17 protein-coding genes are annotated in these 20,194 nt (G+C 63.2%); 9 read left to right on the forward strand and 8 right to left on the reverse strand.

Annotated elements, in window-relative coordinates; all coding sequences use genetic code 11:
* The 3 genes from ABVQ20_RS04985 to ABVQ20_RS04995 form a co-directional block, all read right to left on the reverse strand.
* Entirely contained in the window at positions 1–2,571 is a 2,571-nt protein-coding gene (locus tag ABVQ20_RS04985) for a GcvT family protein (RefSeq protein WP_354458420.1), read from the reverse strand.
* Positions 2,568–3,029, reverse strand: a complete 462-nt coding sequence (locus ABVQ20_RS04990; RefSeq protein WP_354458422.1) for an endonuclease domain-containing protein — start codon at positions 3,027–3,029, stop codon at positions 2,568–2,570. Before ABVQ20_RS04990 ends, ABVQ20_RS04985 begins: the two co-directional genes overlap by 4 nt.
* 162 nt (positions 3,030–3,191) lie before the next feature.
* Positions 3,192–4,769, reverse strand: a complete 1,578-nt coding sequence (locus ABVQ20_RS04995) for a trimethylamine methyltransferase family protein (RefSeq protein ID WP_354458423.1) — start codon at positions 4,767–4,769, stop codon at positions 3,192–3,194.
* 198 nt (positions 4,770–4,967) lie between these two features.
* Between ABVQ20_RS04995 and ABVQ20_RS05000 the strand changes: the two genes are divergently transcribed.
* The 6 genes from ABVQ20_RS05000 (at position 4,968) to ABVQ20_RS05025 (ending at position 12,438) form a co-directional block, all read left to right on the forward strand.
* A complete protein-coding gene (locus ABVQ20_RS05000; protein ID WP_354458425.1) occupies positions 4,968–6,140 on the forward strand; it encodes an MFS transporter in 1,173 nt (390 codons plus the stop codon).
* Positions 6,141–6,247: 107 nt separating this feature from the next.
* A complete protein-coding gene (locus tag ABVQ20_RS05005; protein WP_354462128.1) occupies positions 6,248–7,411 on the forward strand; it encodes an MFS transporter in 1,164 nt (387 codons plus the stop codon).
* 85 nt (positions 7,412–7,496) lie between these two features.
* Positions 7,497–9,560 (forward strand): prolyl oligopeptidase family serine peptidase, encoded by a 2,064-nt coding sequence (locus ABVQ20_RS05010; RefSeq protein WP_354458427.1) that lies wholly within the window; start codon positions 7,497–7,499, stop codon positions 9,558–9,560.
* 257 nt (positions 9,561–9,817) lie between these two features.
* Complete coding sequence (locus tag ABVQ20_RS05015) at positions 9,818–11,197, forward strand: aspartate aminotransferase family protein (protein WP_354458429.1); 1,380 nt, start codon at positions 9,818–9,820, stop codon at positions 11,195–11,197.
* 139 nt (positions 11,198–11,336) lie between these two features.
* Positions 11,337–11,702, forward strand: a complete 366-nt coding sequence (locus tag ABVQ20_RS05020; RefSeq protein WP_354458431.1) for a hypothetical protein — start codon at positions 11,337–11,339, stop codon at positions 11,700–11,702.
* A gap of 241 nt (positions 11,703–11,943) precedes the next feature.
* Positions 11,944–12,438, forward strand: a complete 495-nt coding sequence (locus ABVQ20_RS05025) for a cytochrome c oxidase assembly factor Coa1 family protein (protein ID WP_354458432.1) — start codon at positions 11,944–11,946, stop codon at positions 12,436–12,438.
* A gap of 282 nt (positions 12,439–12,720) precedes the next feature.
* On the opposite strand, the gene mmsB is transcribed toward ABVQ20_RS05025, so the two are convergent.
* Both mmsB and ABVQ20_RS05035 read right to left on the reverse strand, forming a co-directional pair.
* Positions 12,721–13,605, reverse strand: a complete 885-nt coding sequence (gene mmsB / locus ABVQ20_RS05030; RefSeq protein WP_354458434.1) for a 3-hydroxyisobutyrate dehydrogenase — start codon at positions 13,603–13,605, stop codon at positions 12,721–12,723.
* Between the two features lie 25 nt (positions 13,606–13,630).
* Entirely contained in the window at positions 13,631–14,797 is a 1,167-nt protein-coding gene (locus ABVQ20_RS05035; RefSeq protein ID WP_354458436.1) for an isobutyryl-CoA dehydrogenase, read from the reverse strand.
* Positions 14,798–14,943: 146 nt separating this feature from the next.
* Between ABVQ20_RS05035 and ABVQ20_RS05040 the strand changes: the two genes are divergently transcribed.
* Both ABVQ20_RS05040 and ABVQ20_RS05045 read left to right on the forward strand, forming a co-directional pair.
* Positions 14,944–15,558 (forward strand): dimethylsulfonioproprionate lyase family protein, encoded by a 615-nt coding sequence (locus ABVQ20_RS05040; RefSeq protein ID WP_354458438.1) that lies wholly within the window; start codon positions 14,944–14,946, stop codon positions 15,556–15,558.
* Positions 15,558–17,033, forward strand: coding sequence for a cobyric acid synthase (locus ABVQ20_RS05045; protein WP_354458439.1), 1,476 nt, complete (start codon positions 15,558–15,560; stop codon positions 17,031–17,033). The genes ABVQ20_RS05040 and ABVQ20_RS05045 overlap by 1 nt, the downstream gene beginning before the upstream one ends.
* Positions 17,034–17,221: 188 nt before the next feature.
* Here the strand turns inward: ABVQ20_RS05045 and ABVQ20_RS05050 are convergent, their stop codons facing one another.
* From ABVQ20_RS05050 to ABVQ20_RS05060, 3 genes are all read right to left on the reverse strand, one after another.
* A complete protein-coding gene (locus tag ABVQ20_RS05050) occupies positions 17,222–17,641 on the reverse strand; it encodes a VOC family protein (RefSeq protein ID WP_354458441.1) in 420 nt (139 codons plus the stop codon).
* Positions 17,642–17,724: 83 nt separating this feature from the next.
* Complete coding sequence (locus tag ABVQ20_RS05055) at positions 17,725–18,558, reverse strand: helix-turn-helix domain-containing protein (protein WP_354458443.1); 834 nt, start codon at positions 18,556–18,558, stop codon at positions 17,725–17,727.
* A 192-nt stretch (positions 18,559–18,750) separates the two neighbouring features.
* Positions 18,751–19,539 carry a TSUP family transporter gene (locus tag ABVQ20_RS05060; protein WP_354458444.1) on the reverse strand — a complete coding sequence of 263 codons (789 nt, stop codon included), beginning with the start codon at positions 19,537–19,539 and terminating at the stop codon, positions 18,751–18,753.
* Between the two features lie 217 nt (positions 19,540–19,756).
* Here ABVQ20_RS05060 and ABVQ20_RS05065 point away from each other — a divergent pair, with 217 nt between their 5' ends.
* The gene (locus ABVQ20_RS05065; protein WP_354458446.1) at positions 19,757–20,188 is read left to right on the forward strand and encodes a TerB family tellurite resistance protein; all 432 of its coding nucleotides are present in this window, start codon (positions 19,757–19,759) and stop codon (positions 20,186–20,188) included.
* Positions 20,189–20,194 lie beyond the last annotated feature (6 nt).

Below are 20,194 nucleotides of genomic sequence, written 5' to 3' on the forward strand. Positions count from 1 at the left end.
TCAGGTCCGCATTTTCTCGCCGCTCGGGTCGAACGGCGCCTCGACATTGATGCGGGCTGGACGGCGATGCCCGAGGATCTCGATCTCGAACAAGCCAGCGCTTTCGTCCTCGGCCAGCGCTGCCGGCACGTAGCCCTGCGCCATCGACTTCTGCACATAGTGGGCATAGCCGCCCGATGTGACCCAGCCGACCACGCGCCAGTCGCCGTCGACGATGCCGCGTACGGCGGAAGCGCCTTCAGCAGCCTTGGAACCGCGTATCTCCTTGCCGGCCTTGTCGAAGCGCGGGGCGCCGTAGCCATGCGGCTTTTCCACCGTGCCGTAGTCCTTGCTGACCTTGGCCCAGATCGGCTCGTCGCCCATCACGTCGGCGCCGTCCGCGTCGACGATGAAGGAGACGCGGCGCAGCTTTGGCCCTTCGGCCTGTTCCTTGGCGGCTGCTTCACGACCGATGAAGTCGTTCTTCTCGAGCTTGATGAAGCGGTCCATCGCGCCTTCGAACGGCCCGTAGATCGGCCGCAATTCGCGGAACCAGGTCGGGAAGTTCTTTTCCAGGCGCATCGACAGCAGCGCGCGCATGCCGAAATCGACGAGGCCGAATTCCCCGCCGGCGTCCTTTATCGCCTTGTAGACGAGGCGCTGGTAGGCCGGCGCCATCCAGATCTCGTAGCCGAGATCGCCGGTATAGGTGATGCGATTGACCAAGCAGGGCGCGCCGCCGACCGCCATCTCGCGGAAGTCCATGAAACGGAACGCCTTGGTCGAGATGTCGACGTCGACCAGCTTCTGCAAGAGGTCACGCGATTTCGGCCCAGCGATCGAGAGACCGACCAGGGTCTGGTCGAAGCGATGGATGCGCACCGAACCGTCCTTGGGCAGGTGCTTCTCGAACCAGCGCATGTGGTATTTCTGCGCGGCGGAAGAGCCCCAGATCATGAAGCGGTCCTCGCCGGCCTTGGCGATGGTGAAGTCGCCGATCAGCTTGCCGAATTCGTTGAGCATCGGGGTCAGTACGATGCGGCCGGTCTTCGGCATGCGGTTGGTCATCAGCCGGTTGAGGAAATCCTCCGCTGCCGGTCCCGACACTTCGTATTTGGCGAAGTTGGCGATCTCGGTGACGCCGACGCGCTCGCGCGTGGCGCGTACTTCCTCGCCGATCGGACCGAAGTCGTTGGAGCGGTGGAAGGAGACGATATCCTTCGGCTCCGTGCCCTTCGGAGCGAACCACAGCGGGGTTTCAAGACCCCACGAGTCGCCCATGACGGCATTGTTGGCGAGCATCGTGTCGTAGAGCGGCGTCGTCTGCGCCGGGCGAGCGGCCGGCAGTTCCTCATTGGGGAAGCGGATCGAGAAGCGGCGCGAGTAGTTTTCGCGCACCTTGGCGTTGGTGTAGCGCAGGCCGGCATATTCGCCAAAGCGGGTGACATCCATGCCCCAGACGTCGAAGCCCGGATCGCCGTGAACCATCCAGTTGGACAGAGCGAGGCCGACGCCGCCGCCCTGGCTGAAGCCGGCCATGACGGCGCAGGCGCACCAGAAATTCGTCAGGCCCTGCACCGGGCCGACCAGCGGATTGCCGTCGAGCGCGAAGGTGAAGGGGCCGTTGATGATCTGCTTGATGCCGGCCTTCTCGATGCCGGGGAAATGCTTGAAGCCGATTTCCAGCGACGGCGCGATGCGGTCAAGGTCCGGCGGCAGCAACTCATGGCCGAAATCCCACGGCGTGTTGACCGGCGACCACGGCTTGCAGGCCTTTTCATAGGTGCCGAGCAGGATGCCGTTGCGCTCCTGGCGGGTGTAGATCTCGCCCTTGAAATCGAGCACGCCGATCATCTCGCGGCCGGTCGACTTGTTGAATTCCTCGACCTCCGGCATCGGCTCGGTGAGCAGATACATGTGCTCCATGGCCAGCACCGGCAGTTCGACGCCGACCATGCGACCGATCTCGCGCGCCCACAGACCACCGCAGTTGACGACATGCTCGGCTTTCACCGTGCCTTGTTCGGTGACGACGTTCCAGGTGCCGTCGACTTCCTGCGTCAGTTCGACGACGCGGTTGCGCAGCACGATCTCGGCGCCGAGCTTTTTCGCCGCCTTGGAATAGGCGATGGTGGTGCCGGACGGATCAAGATGGCCCTCGACCGGATCCCACATGGCGCCGACGAAATTGGTTTCGTCCATCAGCGGGAACATCGCCTTGGCTTCGGACGGCGTGATCAACTCGGTGTCCATGCCAAGATAGCGACCCTTGGCGTGGGCAAGGCGCAGGAAGTCCATACGCTCCGGCGTATCGGCCATCATCACGCCGCCGGTCAGGTGCAGCGAGCAGGACTGGCCGGAAATCTCCTCGATCTCCTTGTAGAGCTGCACCGTGTAGGCCTGCAGCTTGGCGACGTTGGGGTCGCCGTTCAGCGTATGGAAGCCGCCGGCAGCATGCCAGGACGAGCCGGATGTGAGCTCCGAGCGCTCGATCAGCATGATGTCGGTCCAGCCGGCCTTGGCCAGGTGGTAGAGAACCGAGCAGCCAACGACGCCGCCGCCGATAACAACCGCTTTTACGTGGGATTTCATGAAGATAGGTCCGTTTTTGAAGGGATTGAATCGAGAGAGCGCGGTGTGAAAACAAAGCGGAGGTCGGATACGGCGATGTTTTCGGTCAGCCTGCCATCAAGCGCGGCAAGGATGGTTTCACAGACGGAACTACGATGTTCCAGGACGTCATGGCTCCAGAGACGCAGGATCGAATAGCCCTGGGCGTGCATGAAATCATCGCGGCGGCGATCATGGGAACTGTTGGCGTGTTGTGAGCCGTCGACTTCAACGACAACCCAATTTTCGCGGCAAGCGAAGTCCGCGAAAAATGGGCCGATCGAAAGCTGACGTGTGAAGCTATGGCCGCCAAGCTTGCGTGCCTTCAGTTCAAGCCAAAGCAATGCTTCCGCCTGATTGCCCGCTTGCCTAAGGTTTCGCGCGCGCTGGGTCGTGCCTGTTTTGCGGCGACTGCGGGTTTGATGAGCGGCTTCCCTCACTCCGTCGCTGCTTCGCGGCGCCACCTCTCCCCCCTCCGGAGGGAGAGGAAGGGCGCCAGCCGGGATAGGCTCGCGCGCTTCCTCTACCCCGTCGACCGGGGGAGAGGTGTCGAGCGAAGCTCGACGGAGTGGGGGTCGACCGTTCATCGCCAACACGGACGATCAAAAATCGGTCGGCGCGCCGCCTTCGGCCGTGCGCTTTTGGACAAAGGCGTTGAGTTCTTCGCGGATGGCCGGGTCCATGTAGGGCTCTTCGTAGGAGGCCAGCCGTTCCTTCCAAATCTTGTTGGCCTTTTCCATCGCCGTCGGCGATCCGGCTTCCGCCCAGGTCTCGAAATTGCGCCAGTCGGAGAGGATCGGCGAATAGAAGGCGGTCTTGTAGCGGTCCTGCGTGTGCTGGGTGCCGAAGAAATGTCCGCCGGGGCCGACCGACTGGATGGCGTCGAAACCGAGCGCCTCCTCGGACAGGTCCAGCGGGGTGAGGAACTCCGCCACCATCTGCAGCAGGTCGATGTCCAGGATGGTCTTTTCGTAGGAGCAGCGCAGGCCACCTTCGAGCCAGCCGGCGGCGTGCATCATCAGATTGCCGCCGCCTTGCACGGCGCCCCATAGCGAGAACACGCTCTCATAAGCCGCCTGCGCGTCGACCGTGTTGGCGGCGCAGGTGTTGGAGGTGCGGTAGGGGATGTTGTAACGGCGGGCGAGCTGGCCGCCGACGAGCTGCGCCTTCATATACTCGGGCGTGCCGAAGGCCGGGGAACCAGATTTCATGTCGACATTGGAGGTGAAGCCGCCATAGCCGACCGGCGCGCCTTTCCTGACCATCTGGGCAAAGGCGATGCCGGACAGCGCCTCGGCATTCTGCTGCACCAGCGCGCCGGCGATGGTGACAGGCGCCATGGCGCCCGACAGGGTGAAGGGCGTGACGATGACGACCTGGCCCTTGCTCGACATCTGGATGATGCCTTCCATCATCGGCACGTCGAGCTTGAGCGGCGAGTTGGTGTTGATGATGGTGAAGACGGACGGCTCTTCCAGCAGCTGCTCGTGGCTGATGCCGCGCGCGATGCGGGTGATCTCGATGCCGTCGACGTTGCGCTCTTTGCCCAGCGAATAAATGTGGAACACCTTGTCGGTCAGCGTCGCCAGGTCACGGATGCATTCGAGGTGGCGGACGGACGGGTGGATGTCGGTCGGCTCGACCGGATAGCCGCCGGTGCAGTTCAGGATGTTGTGCATCTGCGCCAGGCGCAGGAAGTTGCGGTAGTCCGCTTGGTTGCCCGGCCGGCGGCCGCGATCGATGTCGGAGCAGTTGGGCGCCGAAGCCATCATCGAGATGATCAGGTTGTTGCCGCCGAAGCGCACATTGTGCGCGGGGTTGCGGGCATGCATGGTGAATTCGGACGGGCAGTGCGAGACCAGTTCGAGGATCATGTCGCTGTCGAAGCGCACGCGTTCGCTGCCCTCGCGCACATCGGCGCCATGCGCCTTCATGATGCGGCGAGCCTCGTCATGCAGCACGTCGACGCCGATTTCGCGCAGCACGCGCAAGGAGGCGAGGTGGATCGATTCCAACTCGTCTTCCGAGACCAGCTTGGTCGGCGCGAGCGGGTTTTTCAGCTGGCGGAAAGCCGGCTGTTCGAATGCGGACGAGCCGCCGGCGCGCTTTCCGGCGCGGCCGCCACGGCGGGCGCGGTCGGGTGCCAGTGCCGGTTCTGCAGGTTGTAGGGCGGCGGTCATGATGGTCCTCGTACGATGCGATAGTGGGCGGCATAATGGACCGGCGGCTGTCCGGCCATTGCGGAGGCGGCGACCACTAGGGCGAGGGAAGCGACATGCCCGTGGGGCAGGTGGCTGGATCGCCGATTTGACGGTGCTGAAACTTACGCAGGCAGCTTTCGATCTGTAGGTTGTTGCGATCTCCAACCGCGAGCAGCAATGACCTCTTCCACCGACACAGCCGAACCACCCTTGCAATGGGCGGCCCTTGCCGGCGTTACAGCGGCGCTGGCCATGTTCGGCGCGGCACAAGGCCTGAGCTCGCCGCTGTTCACGCTGCTGATGCAGAAGCAGGGCATGTCGCCGGCACTGATCGGTCTTTCCGCCGCGATGATGCCGCTCGGCCTGGTTCTTTCGGCGTCATTGGTGCCGGCCGCGGTCCGGCTCGTCGGCGCCCGCACGCTGGCCGTCAGCTGCTCGCTGATCGGCGCGCTCTGTTTCTTCGCCATCGGCTATCTGCAGGACTGGGTCGCGTGGTTCGTCATCCGCTTCATTGTCGGCGTCATCATCAATCCGCTCTATATCCTTGGCGAGGTCTGGGCGTTGTCACTGGCGCCGCCCTCGCGGCGCGGCAGGGTCATGGGCATCTTCAATTCCGTGCTGGGGGTCGGATACGCGACAGGGCCGCTGGTCTTGACCGCGGTCGGGACGTCGGGATGGGTTCCCTTCATCGTCGGGATCGCCGGGTTCGTGCTCTGCGCGGTGATCCTGCGCGCTGTCTCGGCGAGCCTTGCCGGCTTCGAGGACGATGGCCAGCCCTCCGGCGGCATTGTCGGCTTCGCCAGGCTGGCGCCGGCGCTGCTGTTCGCGGTGCTGGTTTCAGCCGCAGTCCAGCAGAGCACCTATGCGCTGATCCCGGTCTTCGGCTCCGGCTATGGTCTGCCTGAAGCGGTACTCGCCGCGCTGGTCATGGTGCTGTCGCTGGGCAACATCTTCCTGCAGATCCCGCTCGGCCTGCTGGCGGAGCGTTTTGGCGGCCGGGCGATGATCATCGCCTGCGCGGTCGCGACAGCCGTCTGCGCAGTCCTGCTGCCCTTGCTGATCACGACGCCGTTGATATGGGTCGTGCTGCTGGTCATGGGCGCGGTCGGCTACGGCGTCTACACGATGGCGCTGGTCGAGCTGGGCAGCCGGTTCAAGGGATCGGCACTTGTCTCCGGCAATGCGGCGTTCGCCCTGATGTGGGGCGCCGGCGGCATTGTCGGACCGCCAACCGCCGGCGCGCTCATGCAGGCGATCGGCCCGCTCGGCCTGCCCGCGGTGATCGTCGGGCTCGATGTGCTCCTGGTGGTCTTCGCGCTTTACCGGTCTTCGGTGCGACGCAAGTCCTGAGCCCGTGGCGCAAGCGGATTTCGCCGCGCGGCCCTTTCGTTCTCTAAATCCTAGAGATAGCTGGATGATTCGCCGAGGGAGAGCGGCAATTCACAGTGGATGACGAGATGGTAGCGGCCGGTTCGAGCGACAGCGAGGCGGGAATGCAATGGGCCGCGATCACCGGCGTGATCGCGACGGTGTCGGTGTTCGCCATCGCACAGGGGCTCTCCTATCCGCTGTTGAGCTTCATCCTGCAGCGCCAGGGCGAATCGCCCGCCATGATCGGACTGTCGGCGGCGATGACGCCGATCGGCTTCATCGTCTCGTCGCCGCTGATCCCGGCATTGGCGCGGCGGTTCGGGGCAGGGCGAACGGCGCTCACCTGTGCGGTGCTTTCGGCAATCGTGCTGGCGCTGATCGGCTGGACGCAGAATGTCTATCTGTGGTTTCCCCTGCGCTTCCTGATCGGGATGGTGACCAATCCGCTCTACGTGCTCAGCGAAATATGGGTGATCGCGCTGGCGCCGCCGGCGCGGCGCGGTCGCCTGATGGGCGTCTATTCGACGATCATTTCAGCCGGTTTCGCGGCAGGACCGCTTTGCCTGCTCGCCGTCGGCACCGAGGGCTGGCCGCCATTTCTTGTCGGCATTTCCGCCTTCGTGCTCTGCGGCATCTGCCTGGTCTCGGTGCTGCCGCGCTTGCCCAAGGTGGGCGAGGCAGGACACCGGGTTTCCGTCCTGGGGTTCGTTCCGCTGGCCTGGCTTTTATTGTTTTCGGTCGTGGTTGCCGCCGGTTTCGAACAAGGGGTGCTGGCACTGTTGCCGGTCTATGGCACGCATTACGGCATCACCGAGACCCGTATGTCGGCACTGCTTTCGGTGATGATTGCCGGCAATATCGCCATGCAGGTGCCGCTCGGTTTGTTGGCGGAAAGGCTGACGGCGCGGCTTGTACGGCTGATCTGCATAGCAATTACGGTGCTCGGATGCGCTCTCCTGCCGGTTCTGATCGAAACACCGCTGATCTGGCCGATGGTCTTTGTCTGGGGAGCGGTATCCTACGGCATCTACACGATGTCGATCATCGAGCTCGGCGACCGTTTCACCGGTTCGACATTGATCGCAGGCAACGCCGCCTTCGCGCTGATGTGGGGCGTCGGCGGCATTTCTGTGCCGCCACTGACGGGAAGCACGATGGATGTGCTGGGCGCCGGTGGCCTGCCGCTCACGCTTGGCCTGCTGTGCCTGGCGCTGGCGGTTGCGAGTGTGGTTGGTCGCAGGAAAGCCTGATTCCTCGGCCGAGGTGCCGCGGCTATTGAATATCGGACCGGGCATGTCGATGTTGCATGCCGAAGCCTTGCCTATCGGAGATTCCATGACCAAGCCCATCGCCAAGCCAGAATCCAGCATTGAAGACCCGTTCCTCTGGCTGGAGGACAGGACAGCCACGCCGTCGCTCGACTGGGTGCATCGCCAGAACGAGGTCACGGTCGGTCAGTTGCAGGGCGATCCGTCCTATCAGGCGTCGTTCGAGACGGCGCTGGACCTGATGACGGCCGAAGACAACATCGCCGTCGGAGCCGCGCTCAAGGGCCATGTCTATAATTTCTGGCAGGACAAGACCAATGCGCTTGGCCTGTGGCGCCGCACGACGGTTGCTTCCTACAAGACCGAAAAGCCCGATTGGGAAACGATCATCGACTTCGACCAGCTTGCGTCGAAGGAGGGGATAAAGTGGGTGTTCAGCGGTGCCAGCCGGCTCTATCCGGACTTCAACCGGTGCCTGCTGTCGATGTCGCCGGACGGCGGCGATGCCAGCGAGATGCGCGAATTCGACATCGAGACAAAGGCGTTTGTCGAGAATGGGTTTCGCGCTCCTGCCTCGAAGTCGGGTTTTGGCTGGCTGGACGAGGACACGGTCATCGTCTCGGCGGCCTTCGAGGAGGATGACAAGACGCAGTCCGGTTATCCGCGCGTCATCAAGCTGTGGAAGCGTGGCACGAAGCTGGAAGACGCCACGTCGATCTTCGAGGCACAGAAAGAGGATCTTGCCGTCGGTGCCGGGGTCGAGTTCGATGGCGACAGGCGCCATGTGTTCCTGGCGCGAACGCTCGATTTCTTCGCGTCGCACAGTTTCCTGCATCTCCCGTCAGGCGAAAACAGGCGCATTCCACTGCCCGACGACGTCACCGACACGGCGCTGTTCAAGGACCAGCTGGTGTTTGGGGTGCGCACTCCATGGACGGCGCCGGATGGCACGGCGTGCCAGCCCGACGGGCTTTATTCGCTCGATTTCGTGAATTGGATCGAAACCGGTGAGCTAGGCGCCATCGAAACCCTGTTCGCGCCGGCATATCGCGTCTCGATCGCCGGCCTTGCGCGAACCCAGGACCGGCTGTTCATCAACATGATGGACAATGTGCGCGGCAAGGTCATCGTCTGCGAGCGCAAGGACGACGCCTGGTCGCTGCGGCCGGTCGCGTTGCCCGAAAACGGCAATGTCGGCATCAGCCATGCCGAACATTTCGGCTCCAGCGTTTCGTTCTCGTTCACCGATTTCCTGACGCCAAGCTCGATCATCTGGTCGGATGACAATGGCGAGACGCTGGCCACCGTAAAGTCGCAGCCGGCGCGTTTCGATGCCTCGCCGCTGATCTCCGAGCAGTTCGAGGCGCGCTCGAAGGACGGCACGATGATCCCGTACTTCGTCGTCCGGCGGCGCGACCAGAAAGGCCCGGTGCCGACGCTGCTCTATGGTTATGGCGGCTTCGAAGTGCCGCTGCTGCCCGGCTATGCCGGTGTGCGCGGCAGGCTGTGGCTGGAGAAGGGCAATGCCTATGTGCAGGCCTGCATTCGCGGCGGCGGCGAGTTCGGCCCGGCCTGGCATCAGGCCGCGCTCAAGGGCAAGCGCCAGAACGCGTTCGACGATTTCGCGGCGGTCGCGCAGGATGTCGTGAAACGCGGCATTGCCACGGCGGCTTCGCTTGGCATCCAGGGTGGTTCGAATGGCGGTCTGCTGACCGGTGCTTCGCTGACGCAGCATCCCGAGCTTTTCGGCGCTGTTATCATCGAGGTGCCGCTGCTCGACATGCTGCGCTACACCGAATTGCCGCCAGGGGCCTCCTGGATGGCTGAGTATGGCGATCCTTCAAAACCGGAAGACGCGAAGTGGCTTTCCGCCTATTCGCCCTACCAGCATGTCAATGCCGATGCCGACTATCCGCCGGTTCTGCTGACGACATCGACCGCTGATGACCGGGTGCATCCCGGTCATGCGCGCAAGATGGCCGCCCGCCTGCAGGAAGCCGGGCATGACAAGACGCTGTTCTTCGAGGAGACCGAGGGCGGACATGGCGGACGCGGCGACCGCCGACCGCAGGCGGCGCAGACCGCGATGAAGTATGTATTCCTGCAGAGGGCGCTGACCGCAAAAACTTGAGCTCGTGACGCAGACGATTCGAGCAAAGGATGTTCACCTCGAGCGTCCTTTGCTCTAAGGTGGTCCTCATGGCTCCTGTCGTGGTATTGGCCAGCCTCATTGGGGCTCGGACGTTTAGGGTCGCGGTGACACCGTCACCGCGGACGCTGCGCGCCGAGCTTCTGCGGCTGTGCGCCCGCATCGGCTATTCGCCTCCCGCCTGCCTCTGACGAATCCGCCCCGGCTCAGCCGGATTGATTCCAAGAGGAAAGATTTCCATGACCTATCAGAACTATTCGCTGAAGCAGCTTCAGCAGATCGACGCCGCGCACCATCTCCACCCGTTCACCGACCACAAGGAACTGCGTGAAGCCGGCTCGCGCATCATCACCCACGCCAACGGCCCGTTCATCTACGATTCCGAAGGGGCTGAAATCCTCGACGGCATGGCCGGCCTGTGGTGCGTCAACATCGGCTATGGCCGCGACGAACTGGCCGACGCCGCCTACGCGCAGATGAAGGAGCTGCCCTACTACAACTCCTTCTTCAAATGCTCGACCCCGACACCGGTACTGTTGTCCAAGAAACTGGCCGAGATCGCGCCGAAGAACATCAACCAGGTGTTTTATGGTTCCTCCGGCTCAGAGGCGAACGACACGGCGCTGCGTCTGGTCCGCCACTACTGGGCACTGGAAGGCAAGGCGGAAAAGAACCGCATCATCTCGCGCAAGATGGGCTATCACGGCTCGACGGTTGCTGGCACTTCCCTCGGCGGCATGGATTCCATGCACAAGCAGCTCGGCGGCGAGGTCCCCAACATCGTCCATGTGATGATGCCCTACGCCTATGAGCTGGCTCTACCGGGCGAGAGCGATCATGATTTCGGCCTGCGCGCGGCAAAGGCCGTCGAGGATGCTATCCTGGAAGCCGGCGCCGACAAGGTTGCCGCCTTCATCGGCGAGCCGGTGATGGGGGCAGGCGGGGTGAAGATACCGCCGTTGAGCTACTGGCCGGAAGTGCAGCGCATCTGCCGCAAATATGATGTCCTGCTGATGCTGGACGAAGTCATCACCGGTTACGGCCGCACCGGCGAATGGTTCGCGGCGCAGACCTTCGGCGTCGAGGCGGACACCATCACCACGGCCAAGGCGCTGACCTCCGGCTACCAGCCGCTGTCGGCGCTGCTGGTCGGTGACCGCATCGCTCGGACGCTGGTCGAGAAGGGCGGCGAGTTCAACCACGGCTACACCTATTCCGGACACCCGGTGGCCTGTGCCGTGGCGCTGAAGAACCTCGAGATCATCGAGCGGGAAGGGCTGGTCGACCGCGTCCGGGACGACACCGGTCCGTATTTCGCCCATGCATTGCAGGAGCGTATCGCCGGGCATGACTTGGTCGGCGAGGTCCGTTCGATCGGTCTGATGGGGGCGATCGAGATCGTCAAGGACAAGGCGACGAAAGAGCGTTTCCTGCCGTCGGGCAGCGCGGCGGTCGTCGTGCGTGATCATGCGATCGCGCAGGGCATGATGCTGCGCGCCACCGGCGACACGATGATCCTGTCGCCGCCGCTGATCTGGACCCGCGACACGATCGACATGGCCTGCGATCGCATCTCCAAGGCGCTCGACCTGGCGCAGGCGGATCTGCGCAAGCGCTAGACAGTGAACCTCGACCGGGCGTTCTCCGTCAGGACGCCCGGTCTTGAGTCCCATACTGTCGCAACTGGGAACGATGCTGTCTTCCGCGCGTAGTGTGATACGCAGTGGCCATATCGGCTGCGACAAGGGGTTCGTTTCCATGAGAAAGACCGGCAAGAGCCGACGCGTGCAAGAAGCAGCCAGCATCGGCGGTGACCTGATGCTGGCGCCGCTGGTGGCGATGATGCGCCTGCCGATGATGGCCATGGATGCAGGCAGTAGCCGGCCGTGGGGCACGGAGACCGCCCGCGCGGTGAACGAGAAGACCGTCGCGATGGCCGAAGGCGCATTCGCGGCGCAGATGTCGCTGCTTCATTCGGCATCGCGCTTCTGGCCGGAAGTGTTTTCCGGACGCACGCCGTCGCTGTTCAACGGTATTGCGGCGGAGCGATCCTTCAACGCCGCGCTGAAGCCGGCAAGCGTTGCCGTGAAAGCGAATTTTCGCCGGCTGTCGACAAAGACCTGAAAACCAAGGTCGATAGAATAAAAACCGATTCCAGTTTTTCGTGGTCATGCGCTAGAACCCCGCCAAGGCACATTCGCCGCTGGGGGACATCATGGCCGGACAACCGCTCAACGAGCCCGCCGAAATTCCGGCCGAGCTTGACCGCTGAAACTGGGGCGCTTTCTTCCTCAACTGGATCTGGGGTGTCGGCAACAGCACCTTCATCGCGCTGCTCGCGTTGATACCCGTCGTCAACATCATCATGATCATCGTGCTGGGCTCACGCGGGAGCCGCTGGGCCTGGCGGAACCGTGCGTGGCGCGATGCCGAGCAGTTCCGCAAGACGCAACGCAATTGGGCAATTGCCGGACTGGTCGTCTGGGTGGTCGGGATCGGGGGCTGCGCGGCCACGGTCGGCAGCGTTCCCTACATCCTGAAAGGCAGCGACGCCTATCACATGACCATGGACGCCGTCCGGGCCGACGATCGGGTCAAGGCCGCCATAGGTGATGATCTGGCAGATAATTTCTGGGTCGGCGGCCATATCAACGTCAACGTGAACGGCTCCGGTGACGCTCAGTTCAGCATTCCGATCCATGGCAGCAAAGGCAAAGGCACCGTATTCTCAAACGCCGTCCGCACCGCTGGCAAATGGAGCACGCGCCTGCTTGTTGTCAGGGTGGACGGCGTCGATGCCCCGATCGTCCTGATCAACGAAGATCATGTGCCGGTTCCGAATGCGGCAATCGGGATATAGGCCAGGCGCGGCAGTATAGGTGGCGGAAATGCAAAAACCGCGCTCCAGCGGGAACGCGGCTTTGCCAGATACGCATGGCGCTTCGCTACTCGAACACTTGGCGAAACTTACGGGCTCCGGTACGCGAGACCTGATCCGGAGCGCCGGGCGGATGCGATATGTCCGCCTCGCCATCCGTTTTATAGGGACATCGTTACCGGGGGGTTATCGAGAGCTTAAGCAAATCTAAATTTGCGGTCTTTCTGCCGGAAGGACCCGGAAAAAGTCCGTCAAATCCGTTGGTTACGCTGGGTTCCCGCGCAGAAAATTAATTATCCCGGAGAAATCGGCGCCGCCATGTCCCTGGGCGTTGAACAGGGCATAGAGCTGCGCCGCCTCGGCCCCAAGTGGCGTCACCGCGCCCGCGCCTTGCGCCGCTTCCTGCGCCAGCTTCAAATCCTTCAGCATCAAGGCCGCTGCAAAGCCCGGTCTGTAGTCCTTGTTGGCGGGCGAGGTCGGCACCGGGCCGGGCACCGGGCAATAGGTGGTCAGCGACCAGCATTGGCCCGACGAGGTCGAAGCGACATCGAACAGCGCCTGATGCGAGAGGCCGAGCTTTTCCGCCAGCACGAAGGCTTCGGCGACGCCGATCATCGAAATGCCGAGGATCATGTTGTTGCAGATTTTCGCAGCCTGGCCGGCGCCGTCGTCGCCGCAATGCACGATGCGGCCGGCCATCGGCTTGAGGATCGGCTCGGCCCTGGCGAAAGCATCCTTCGAGCCGCCGGCCATGAAGGTCAGCGTGCCGGCGGTCGCGCCGCCGGTGCCGCCCGAAACCGGCGCGTCGATCGACAGCAACCCATGCTTGCTGGCGACGGCGTGCGCCTTGCGCGCCGATTCGACGTCGATTGTCGACGAGTCGATGAACAGCGCGCCTTTTTTCGCCTTGGGCGCGATATCCTCATAGACAGAGAGCACGTGCTTGCCGGCCGGCAGCATGGTGATGACGACATCGGCGTCCTTCACGGCTGCAAGTGCGTTGGCCATGACGACGACGCCTTGGTCGCGCGCGACCGCCAGATTCTCAGGCATAAGGTCGAAGCCGTGCACCGTATGGCCCGCCTTGACGAGGTTGGCGGCCATTGGATTGCCCATATTGCCGAGGCCGATGAAGGCGATCGTCGTCATTGTCTCTCTCCCGGAATTTCTGGCTTCAGCGGCCGATCAGGGCGCGTGCGATGATGACGCGCATGATCTCGTTGGTGCCTTCGAGAATCTGGTGGACGCGCAAATCCCGGACCAGTTTCTCGATGCCGTAGTCGTGCAGGTAGCCATAACCGCCGAGCAGTTGCAGCGCGTCATTGGCGACGTTGAAGCCGGTGTCGGTGACAAAGCGCTTGGCCATGGCCGACCATTTGCCGGCATCCGGCGCCTTGCGGTCAAGTTTTGAGGCGGCAGCATAGAGGAAGATGCGCGCCGCCTGCAGCTCTGTCTCCATGTCGGCGAGCCTGAACTGCAGCGCCTGGAACTGGTTGATCTTCGAGCCGAAAGCCTTGCGCTCGGCCGTGTAGGACAGCGCCTTGTCGAGCGCCGATTGCGCGCCGCCCAGCGAACAGGCAGCGATGTTCAGCCGGCCGCCGTCCAGCCCCGCCATGGCGATGCCGAAGCCGGCGCCCTCGGTCGAGAGCAGGTTTTCAGCGGGCACCTTGCAGTCCTCGAAGATGACCTGGCGGGTCGACTGCATGTGCCAGCCCATCTTGTGTTCATTGGCGCCGAAGGAAAGGCCGGGCGCGTCCTTCGGCACGACGATGGTGGAAATGCCCTTCGGTCCGTCGGCGCCGGTGCGCACCATGACGGCGTAGACATCGCTGTCGCCGGCGCCGGAGATGAACTGCTTGGTGCCGTTCAGCACATAGTCGCCGCCGCTCTTCACAGCGCGCGTCTTCAATGCGGCGGCGTCGGAGCCCGAACCCGGCTCGGTCAGGCAATAGCTGGCCAGCCATTCCATCGAGGTCAGTTTCGGCAGGAAGCGTCGGCGCTGCTCGTCATTGCCAAAACGATCGATCATCGACGCCACCATGTTGTGGATCGAGATGAAGGACGAAAAGGCCGGGTCGGCGCGGGAAAGCGCCTCGAAGATCAACACGGCGTCCAGCCGGCCGAGCGCCGAGCCGCCGACATCGTCGCGGACATAGATGCCGCCGAGGCCGAGCGGCCCGGTTTCGCGGATTACATCGGCAGGAAAGTGTTTCCTGCGATCCCAGTCGAGCGCATTCGGCGCGACACGGTCGGCGGCGAACGCTTCGGCCATTTCCTGTATGGCGCGCTGCTCCTCATTGAGTTCGAACTGGCTGGTGCTCGCATCGACCGCGGCGTCCATGGCGTGCTCCCTGATGTCTGAGGCCAGCCAGTCTGCTGGCCCGTCGTTTTTGGCTTTGCGCGGGCACCAATCTAGACCAATGATGCCGCCGCGCAACCCGACCTTCCGCGGAGCGGCTGTGCGCGGATGGATGCCCGGAAGAGACCATGACGACAAATTTCAACGAACTGCTCGAGACGTTCCACGACTATCTCGCTGGTGTCGACAGCGCGTTGGTGCGCGATGCCGTGGCGCGAATCGCCTGGGATATGCCGGCTCGCGCGCTTGAGCCGCATCCGCTTGCCTGCGTCAGCCATCTCGATCGCGTTGTCGACCTGGCGCCGGAGGATGCGAAGCCGCTGGTGCGATTTGTAGCGGACCACCGTGGCGATCTCCGCTGGGGCCAGACCTACAGCGAAGCGGATTTCGGCAAGGCGTTCATCGACAATTATGGCTGGCTGGAAGTGATGGGCATGCGCGGTCACTTTGCCAATGCCGAAGTCGCCGCCGGTCTGCTCATCCTTGGACCTGACATCGTCTATCCCGACCATCATCACGTCGCCGAGGAAATCTACATTCCACTGACCGGCGGCACCGAGTGGCGCATGGGCGAGGGCGATTTCCGCGTTCGCGAGGCCGGAGAGGTCGTCCACCACGCCTCGAACGTCAACCACGCCATGCGCACCGGACGGGAGCCGCTGCTGGCTGTCTATATCTGGCGCGGTGGGCCGCTTGCCGCGAAATCGACGATCACCGGAACCGTCGCGCAGGGCAGGGCATAATGGCCAGGGCCATCATGCTACAGGGCACCGGTTCCGATGTCGGCAAGACGGTGCTGGTCGCGGGCCTGTGTCGCGCCGCGAAAAAGCGCGGGCTCAAGGTACGGCCGTTCAAGCCGCAGAACATGTCGAACAACGCCGCAGTCGCCGACATCCCCGGCGACAACAACCATGGCGGCGGCGAGATCGGCCGCGCGCAATGGCTGCAGGCGATCGCCTGCGGCGTGGCGCCGACCGTCCACATGAACCCGGTGCTGCTCAAGCCGCAAACGGATGTCGGCGCGCAGGTCATCGTACAGGGCAAGGTGTTTGGCGAGGCGCGTGCGCGCGACTATCAGGCGCTGAAGGGGCGGCTGATGGATGCCGTGCTGGATTCTTGGGCGAAGGTCGGCGAGGGTGCCGACCTCGTCATCGTCGAGGGCGCCGGCTCGCCAGCCGAGATCAACCTGCGCAGCCACGACATCGCCAATATGGGCTTTGCGACGCGGGCCAATGTGCCGGTGGTGCTGGTCGGCGACATAGATCGCGGCGGCGTCATCGCCTCGGTCGCCGGCACGTATCTGATCCTCCCGGAGGAGGACCGGCGTATGATCGTGGGCTATCTCATCAACAAGTTCCGGGGCGACGTCTCGCTGTTCGATGACGGCATCAAAGCGATCGAGCGTTTCACCGCCTGGCGCTGTTTTGGCGTCGTGCCTTGGCTGAAGGCGGCGGCACGGCTGCCTTCGGAGGATTCCGTGGTGCTCGAACGGTTGGCGTCCGGCGAGAAGCGAGCACTTAAGGTGGCGGTGCCGATGCTCGGCCGCATCGCCAATTTCGACGATCTCGACCCGCTCAAGGCCGAGCCGCAAGTCGAGGTGGTGTTCGTGCCGCCCGGGAAGCCGCTGCCGGGAGATGCCGGACTGGTGGTCATTCCCGGCTCCAAGTCGACGATCGGCGACCTCATAAAGTTTCGAGAGAACGGCTGGGATCGAGACTTGCTGGCACACCGCAAGCGCGGCGGCCATGTCGTCGGTATCTGCGGCGGCTTCCAGATGCTGGGCCGGATCGTGCGCGATCCGCAGGGCATCGAGGGCAGCGTTACCGAAGCCGAGGGGCTCGGCCTGCTCGACATCGAAACGGTGATGGAGCCGGAGAAGACCGTGCGCAACGTCACAGCGCGCTCAGTGCCATTCGACCTGCCGCTGGAAGGCTACGAGATCCACCTCGGCCGCACCACCGGCCCGGACACGCTTCGGCCTTCCGCTGTCATCAACGGCGCCGATGACGGCGCGACCTCCGCCGATGGCAAGGTGCTGGGCACCTATATGCACGGCCTGTTTTCCGCCGACGCCTTTCGCGGCAAATTCCTCGAAAGCCTGGGCGTCAAAGGCGGTGGCCTCGACTACCGCGCCGAGGTCGAACGGGCGCTGGACGACGTCGCCGCCGAGCTGGAGGTTCATCTCGACTGCGACGCGATATTTGGCCTGGCCAGGTAGCGTCGGTATAGAAGTTTTGACGGCTGGATACTTGCGTCGACGAACTACATACGTTTGCGCTTAGCAAGATCGCCCACCGCTTCGTCATCCCAGGGTCTCCGCGACGGAGCTTCGCTCCTGCTTCGCCCAGGGATGACGAAGTTGGGGATGCTTCAGCCAATCCTAGCCCCTTGTGCCGTGCGGTCGGTTCAGGCGTTCTCACTCGCCTTCGGCCAATAAGTGCCGAAGGACCAGACATTGCCTTCAGGGTCGCGGCAGATGAACTCGCGGCTGCCATAGTCGCGGTCGACCAGTTCCTGGATGATCACGGCGCCGGCTTTCTTGGCGCGGGCATAGGCGGCGTCGGCGTCCTCGACGGCAATGTAGATCGACTTGCCGCCGCCTGTGCCGGGCTCGCCGACCATCTTGCCGTAGTCGTCGTCGCGCATCGTGCCCAGCATGATCATCGATGAGCCGAGGACCAGTTCGGCGTGATGAACGACGTTGCCTTCGCCATAATTGGCGCGCACGCTGAAACCAAAGGCTTCGCCGAGCCAGTCGATCATTTTTGCCGCGTTCCGGTAGCGCAGCGCAGGGTAGAGCCGGGGCGGTTCGGTGGTTGTGGGCATGACTGCCTCCTTCATCTGGTTGGTCGATGACCCACTCTGAGCGACGGCCGTTCCGGCGTCTTGAAGAAATGTTACCTGGCGATCTATGCCCGGACCGTGAGCGCGGTTGGCGTCTCGCCAGCGAGGTCGCGGAATTCGCGCACCAGATGCGCCTGGTCGGCATAGCCGCAATCGGCGGCGATATCCGCCCAGTCACTTGACTGCTGCCTCGACAGGCCAAGCGCACGGTTGAAGCGGACGATGCGTGACAGCGTCTTGGGGCCGACACCGATCGCATCGGAAAAGCTGACGGCGAGATGTTTGCGGCTCCAGCCCAGATTGTCGGCAATCGATGAAATGCGCGTGCGGCCACCAGACGCGATGATGCTGTCATAGGCCCAGGCAATTTCGGCCGGCATTTCCTTGGCTTTGGCTAGCCGACTGGTGACGAAGGCTTCGGCCAGATCGAAACGCGCCGTCCAGTCCGGCGTATTGCCAAGCCTTTCGCGCAGCGCCATCCCCTCAGTGCCGAGTACGTCATCCAGCACAACCATGCTGTCGGTCAGTTCGCTCATTGGCCGGCTGAAGAAACGGCGTGCGCCTAGCGGCGTGAAATTGACCTGGACGCAGCAGGCGCCGCCGAAGGATTCGATCACAACCGGTCCGGCATAGAGGCCGGCGGCAAAACTGGCAAAGCGATCATTGTCACCGGGGTTCTTGCCGAGCCCGATGGCGAAGGGCTCCGCAAAGCTGATCACCAGCGGCACCGTCAGCGATGCGTATTCGGTGTTGCGGAAATGGCCGGGCGCCGTTTCGCGATAGAAGCAGATGTCGGTAACAACGCCCGCAAGCCTCGAGTCAGGAACCCGCCGCAGCATCTCGAAGCGACCGGCGATGGACCGGTCCTGTTCCTTCTGGCGTTGCATCTCGCTTGGCATGATCTGGAATCTAGCAGACCATCGACCAGAATCAAAAGCGCCCGGCTTTTGGCCGGGCGCTCCGAGTTGCCTGAGATTGGAGTGCTCGGCGGTGAAGCCGGCACAATGCAATAGATGAAACTGATCCCCATCAGCTCATGTCAGACCGCCGACTGACATGATTCGTACGCTCACATTCTATCAGGGGCGCATTCACATACCAGCAATCAGAGCGCGCAATGGGTTGGTCGGATCGGCCAGCAGCTTGACCGCCAATGCCAGGCAGACGATTACCAGCAGCGGCTTGATCAGTTTCGCGCCAATGCGCATGGCAAGGCTCGCGCCGAGACGGGCGCCGAGGAATTGGGCGACACCCATCATCAGGCCGATCTTCCAGTAGACAACGCCAAAGGCCGCGAAGACGATGAAGCCGCCGATGTTGGAGGCGAAGTTGAGCAGCTTGGTGTGCGCCGTTGCCTTCAGCACGCCGTAGCCGGCCAGCGCAACGAATGCGAGCATGTAGAAGGAGCCGGCCCCCGGTCCGAACAGCCCGTCGTAGAAACCCACAACCGGTACAATGGTCAACCCGAACAGGAACGGCGAGAGCCGCTCGGCGCGGTCGACGTCGTTCATGTTGGGCTTGACGGCGAAGTAGATGGCGATGGCGATCAGGACGATGGGCAGGAGAGCCCGCAGGAGATCGCCGGGCACGATCGTTGCCAGCAAGGCTCCGATCGCGCTTCCTATGAGGGCCAGCAGCGCCGAGGGAAGTTGGCGGCGCAGGTCGACGTGACCCTTCGAAGCATAGTGGACTGTCGCCGAGCCGGAACCGAACATGCCCTGCAGCTTGTTGGTGGCCAGCGCCTGGACTGGGGTGAAGCCGGCCAGCAGCAGCGCCGGCACTGTGATCAAGCCACCGCCACCGGCGATCGAATCGACAAAGCCGGCGGTAAAGGCCGCGAAGGCGAGCATGACGACGGTCTGGGAGGCGAGATCGAACATGGGATCGATGGGAGCGTTCGGACGTTGAGGGCAGAAGGCGTTCGACCACGCCGACCCCGTTTGCGCAAGGCCGATTCCGCGCTACCTATTCCAAGCGCGTCGCGTCTGAACGGAATCAGGCGGCGCGCTTGGATTCTTTGCTTTTATGCATGTCGTTGTCTCAAAACCGCTACGCACTTTTGAGCGACATGCATCAGACGAATCGAAAGGGACCTTTATGGCGATCGCATTGCTGGACCAGATACGCTCGATCTTCGACGGCGACGCCGGCGTGCGCAAGGTGGCTGACGATCCGGTGCTGTCGGCGGAATTGCTGATGCTGTTTCGCATGATCCTTGCCGACGGTTCCGTCAGTGAAAGCGAAATGGATGTCTTCAGGCGCATCTGCAAGGACGCCTTCGACATTCCCGAATCCAGCATCGACGCGGTCATCGAGTATCTCAACGACTTCGGCTACGAGACCAATGCTTCGCAGGCCATCGCGCTGTTTCGCGAGCTCGATATCGAGCGGCGCAAGCTGCTCGCCCGCCACATGGTGGAAATCGCCAAGGCGGATTCGCAGCTTGCCGAAAGCGAGGTGCGTCTCCTGCGCCGCACGCTCGACCTGCTGGAGATCAGCCCGGTCGATGTCGTGAAGCCTAACGAGTAGCCCTGC

Source organism: Mesorhizobium shangrilense (genome assembly GCF_040537815.1).
Classification (GTDB): domain Bacteria; phylum Pseudomonadota; class Alphaproteobacteria; order Rhizobiales; family Rhizobiaceae; genus Mesorhizobium; species Mesorhizobium shangrilense.

Bases quoted from the DNA above. Each gene is read 5' to 3' on its own strand.
- ABVQ20_RS04985 (WP_354458420.1), bottom strand. From the start codon at position 2,571: ATGAAATCCCACGTAAAAGCGGTTGTTATCGGCGGCGGCGTCGTTGGC.
- ABVQ20_RS04995 (WP_354458423.1), bottom strand. From the start codon at position 4,769: ATGACCGCCGCCCTACAACCTGCAGAACCGGCACTGGCACCCGACCGC.
- ABVQ20_RS05000 (WP_354458425.1), top strand. From the start codon at position 4,968: ATGACCTCTTCCACCGACACAGCCGAACCACCCTTGCAATGGGCGGCC.
- ABVQ20_RS05005 (WP_354462128.1), top strand. From the start codon at position 6,248: ATGGTAGCGGCCGGTTCGAGCGACAGCGAGGCGGGAATGCAATGGGCC.
- ABVQ20_RS05010 (WP_354458427.1), top strand. From the start codon at position 7,497: ATGACCAAGCCCATCGCCAAGCCAGAATCCAGCATTGAAGACCCGTTC.
- ABVQ20_RS05015 (WP_354458429.1), top strand. From the start codon at position 9,818: ATGACCTATCAGAACTATTCGCTGAAGCAGCTTCAGCAGATCGACGCC.
- ABVQ20_RS05020 (WP_354458431.1), top strand. From the start codon at position 11,337: ATGAGAAAGACCGGCAAGAGCCGACGCGTGCAAGAAGCAGCCAGCATC.
- ABVQ20_RS05025 (WP_354458432.1), top strand. From the start codon at position 11,944: ATGATCATCGTGCTGGGCTCACGCGGGAGCCGCTGGGCCTGGCGGAAC.
- mmsB (WP_354458434.1), bottom strand. From the start codon at position 13,605: ATGACGACGATCGCCTTCATCGGCCTCGGCAATATGGGCAATCCAATG.
- ABVQ20_RS05035 (WP_354458436.1), bottom strand. From the start codon at position 14,797: ATGGACGCCGCGGTCGATGCGAGCACCAGCCAGTTCGAACTCAATGAG.
- ABVQ20_RS05040 (WP_354458438.1), top strand. From the start codon at position 14,944: ATGACGACAAATTTCAACGAACTGCTCGAGACGTTCCACGACTATCTC.
- ABVQ20_RS05045 (WP_354458439.1), top strand. From the start codon at position 15,558: ATGGCCAGGGCCATCATGCTACAGGGCACCGGTTCCGATGTCGGCAAG.
- ABVQ20_RS05050 (WP_354458441.1), bottom strand. From the start codon at position 17,641: ATGCCCACAACCACCGAACCGCCCCGGCTCTACCCTGCGCTGCGCTAC.
- ABVQ20_RS05055 (WP_354458443.1), bottom strand. From the start codon at position 18,558: ATGCCAAGCGAGATGCAACGCCAGAAGGAACAGGACCGGTCCATCGCC.
- ABVQ20_RS05060 (WP_354458444.1), bottom strand. From the start codon at position 19,539: ATGTTCGATCTCGCCTCCCAGACCGTCGTCATGCTCGCCTTCGCGGCC.
- ABVQ20_RS05065 (WP_354458446.1), top strand. From the start codon at position 19,757: ATGGCGATCGCATTGCTGGACCAGATACGCTCGATCTTCGACGGCGAC.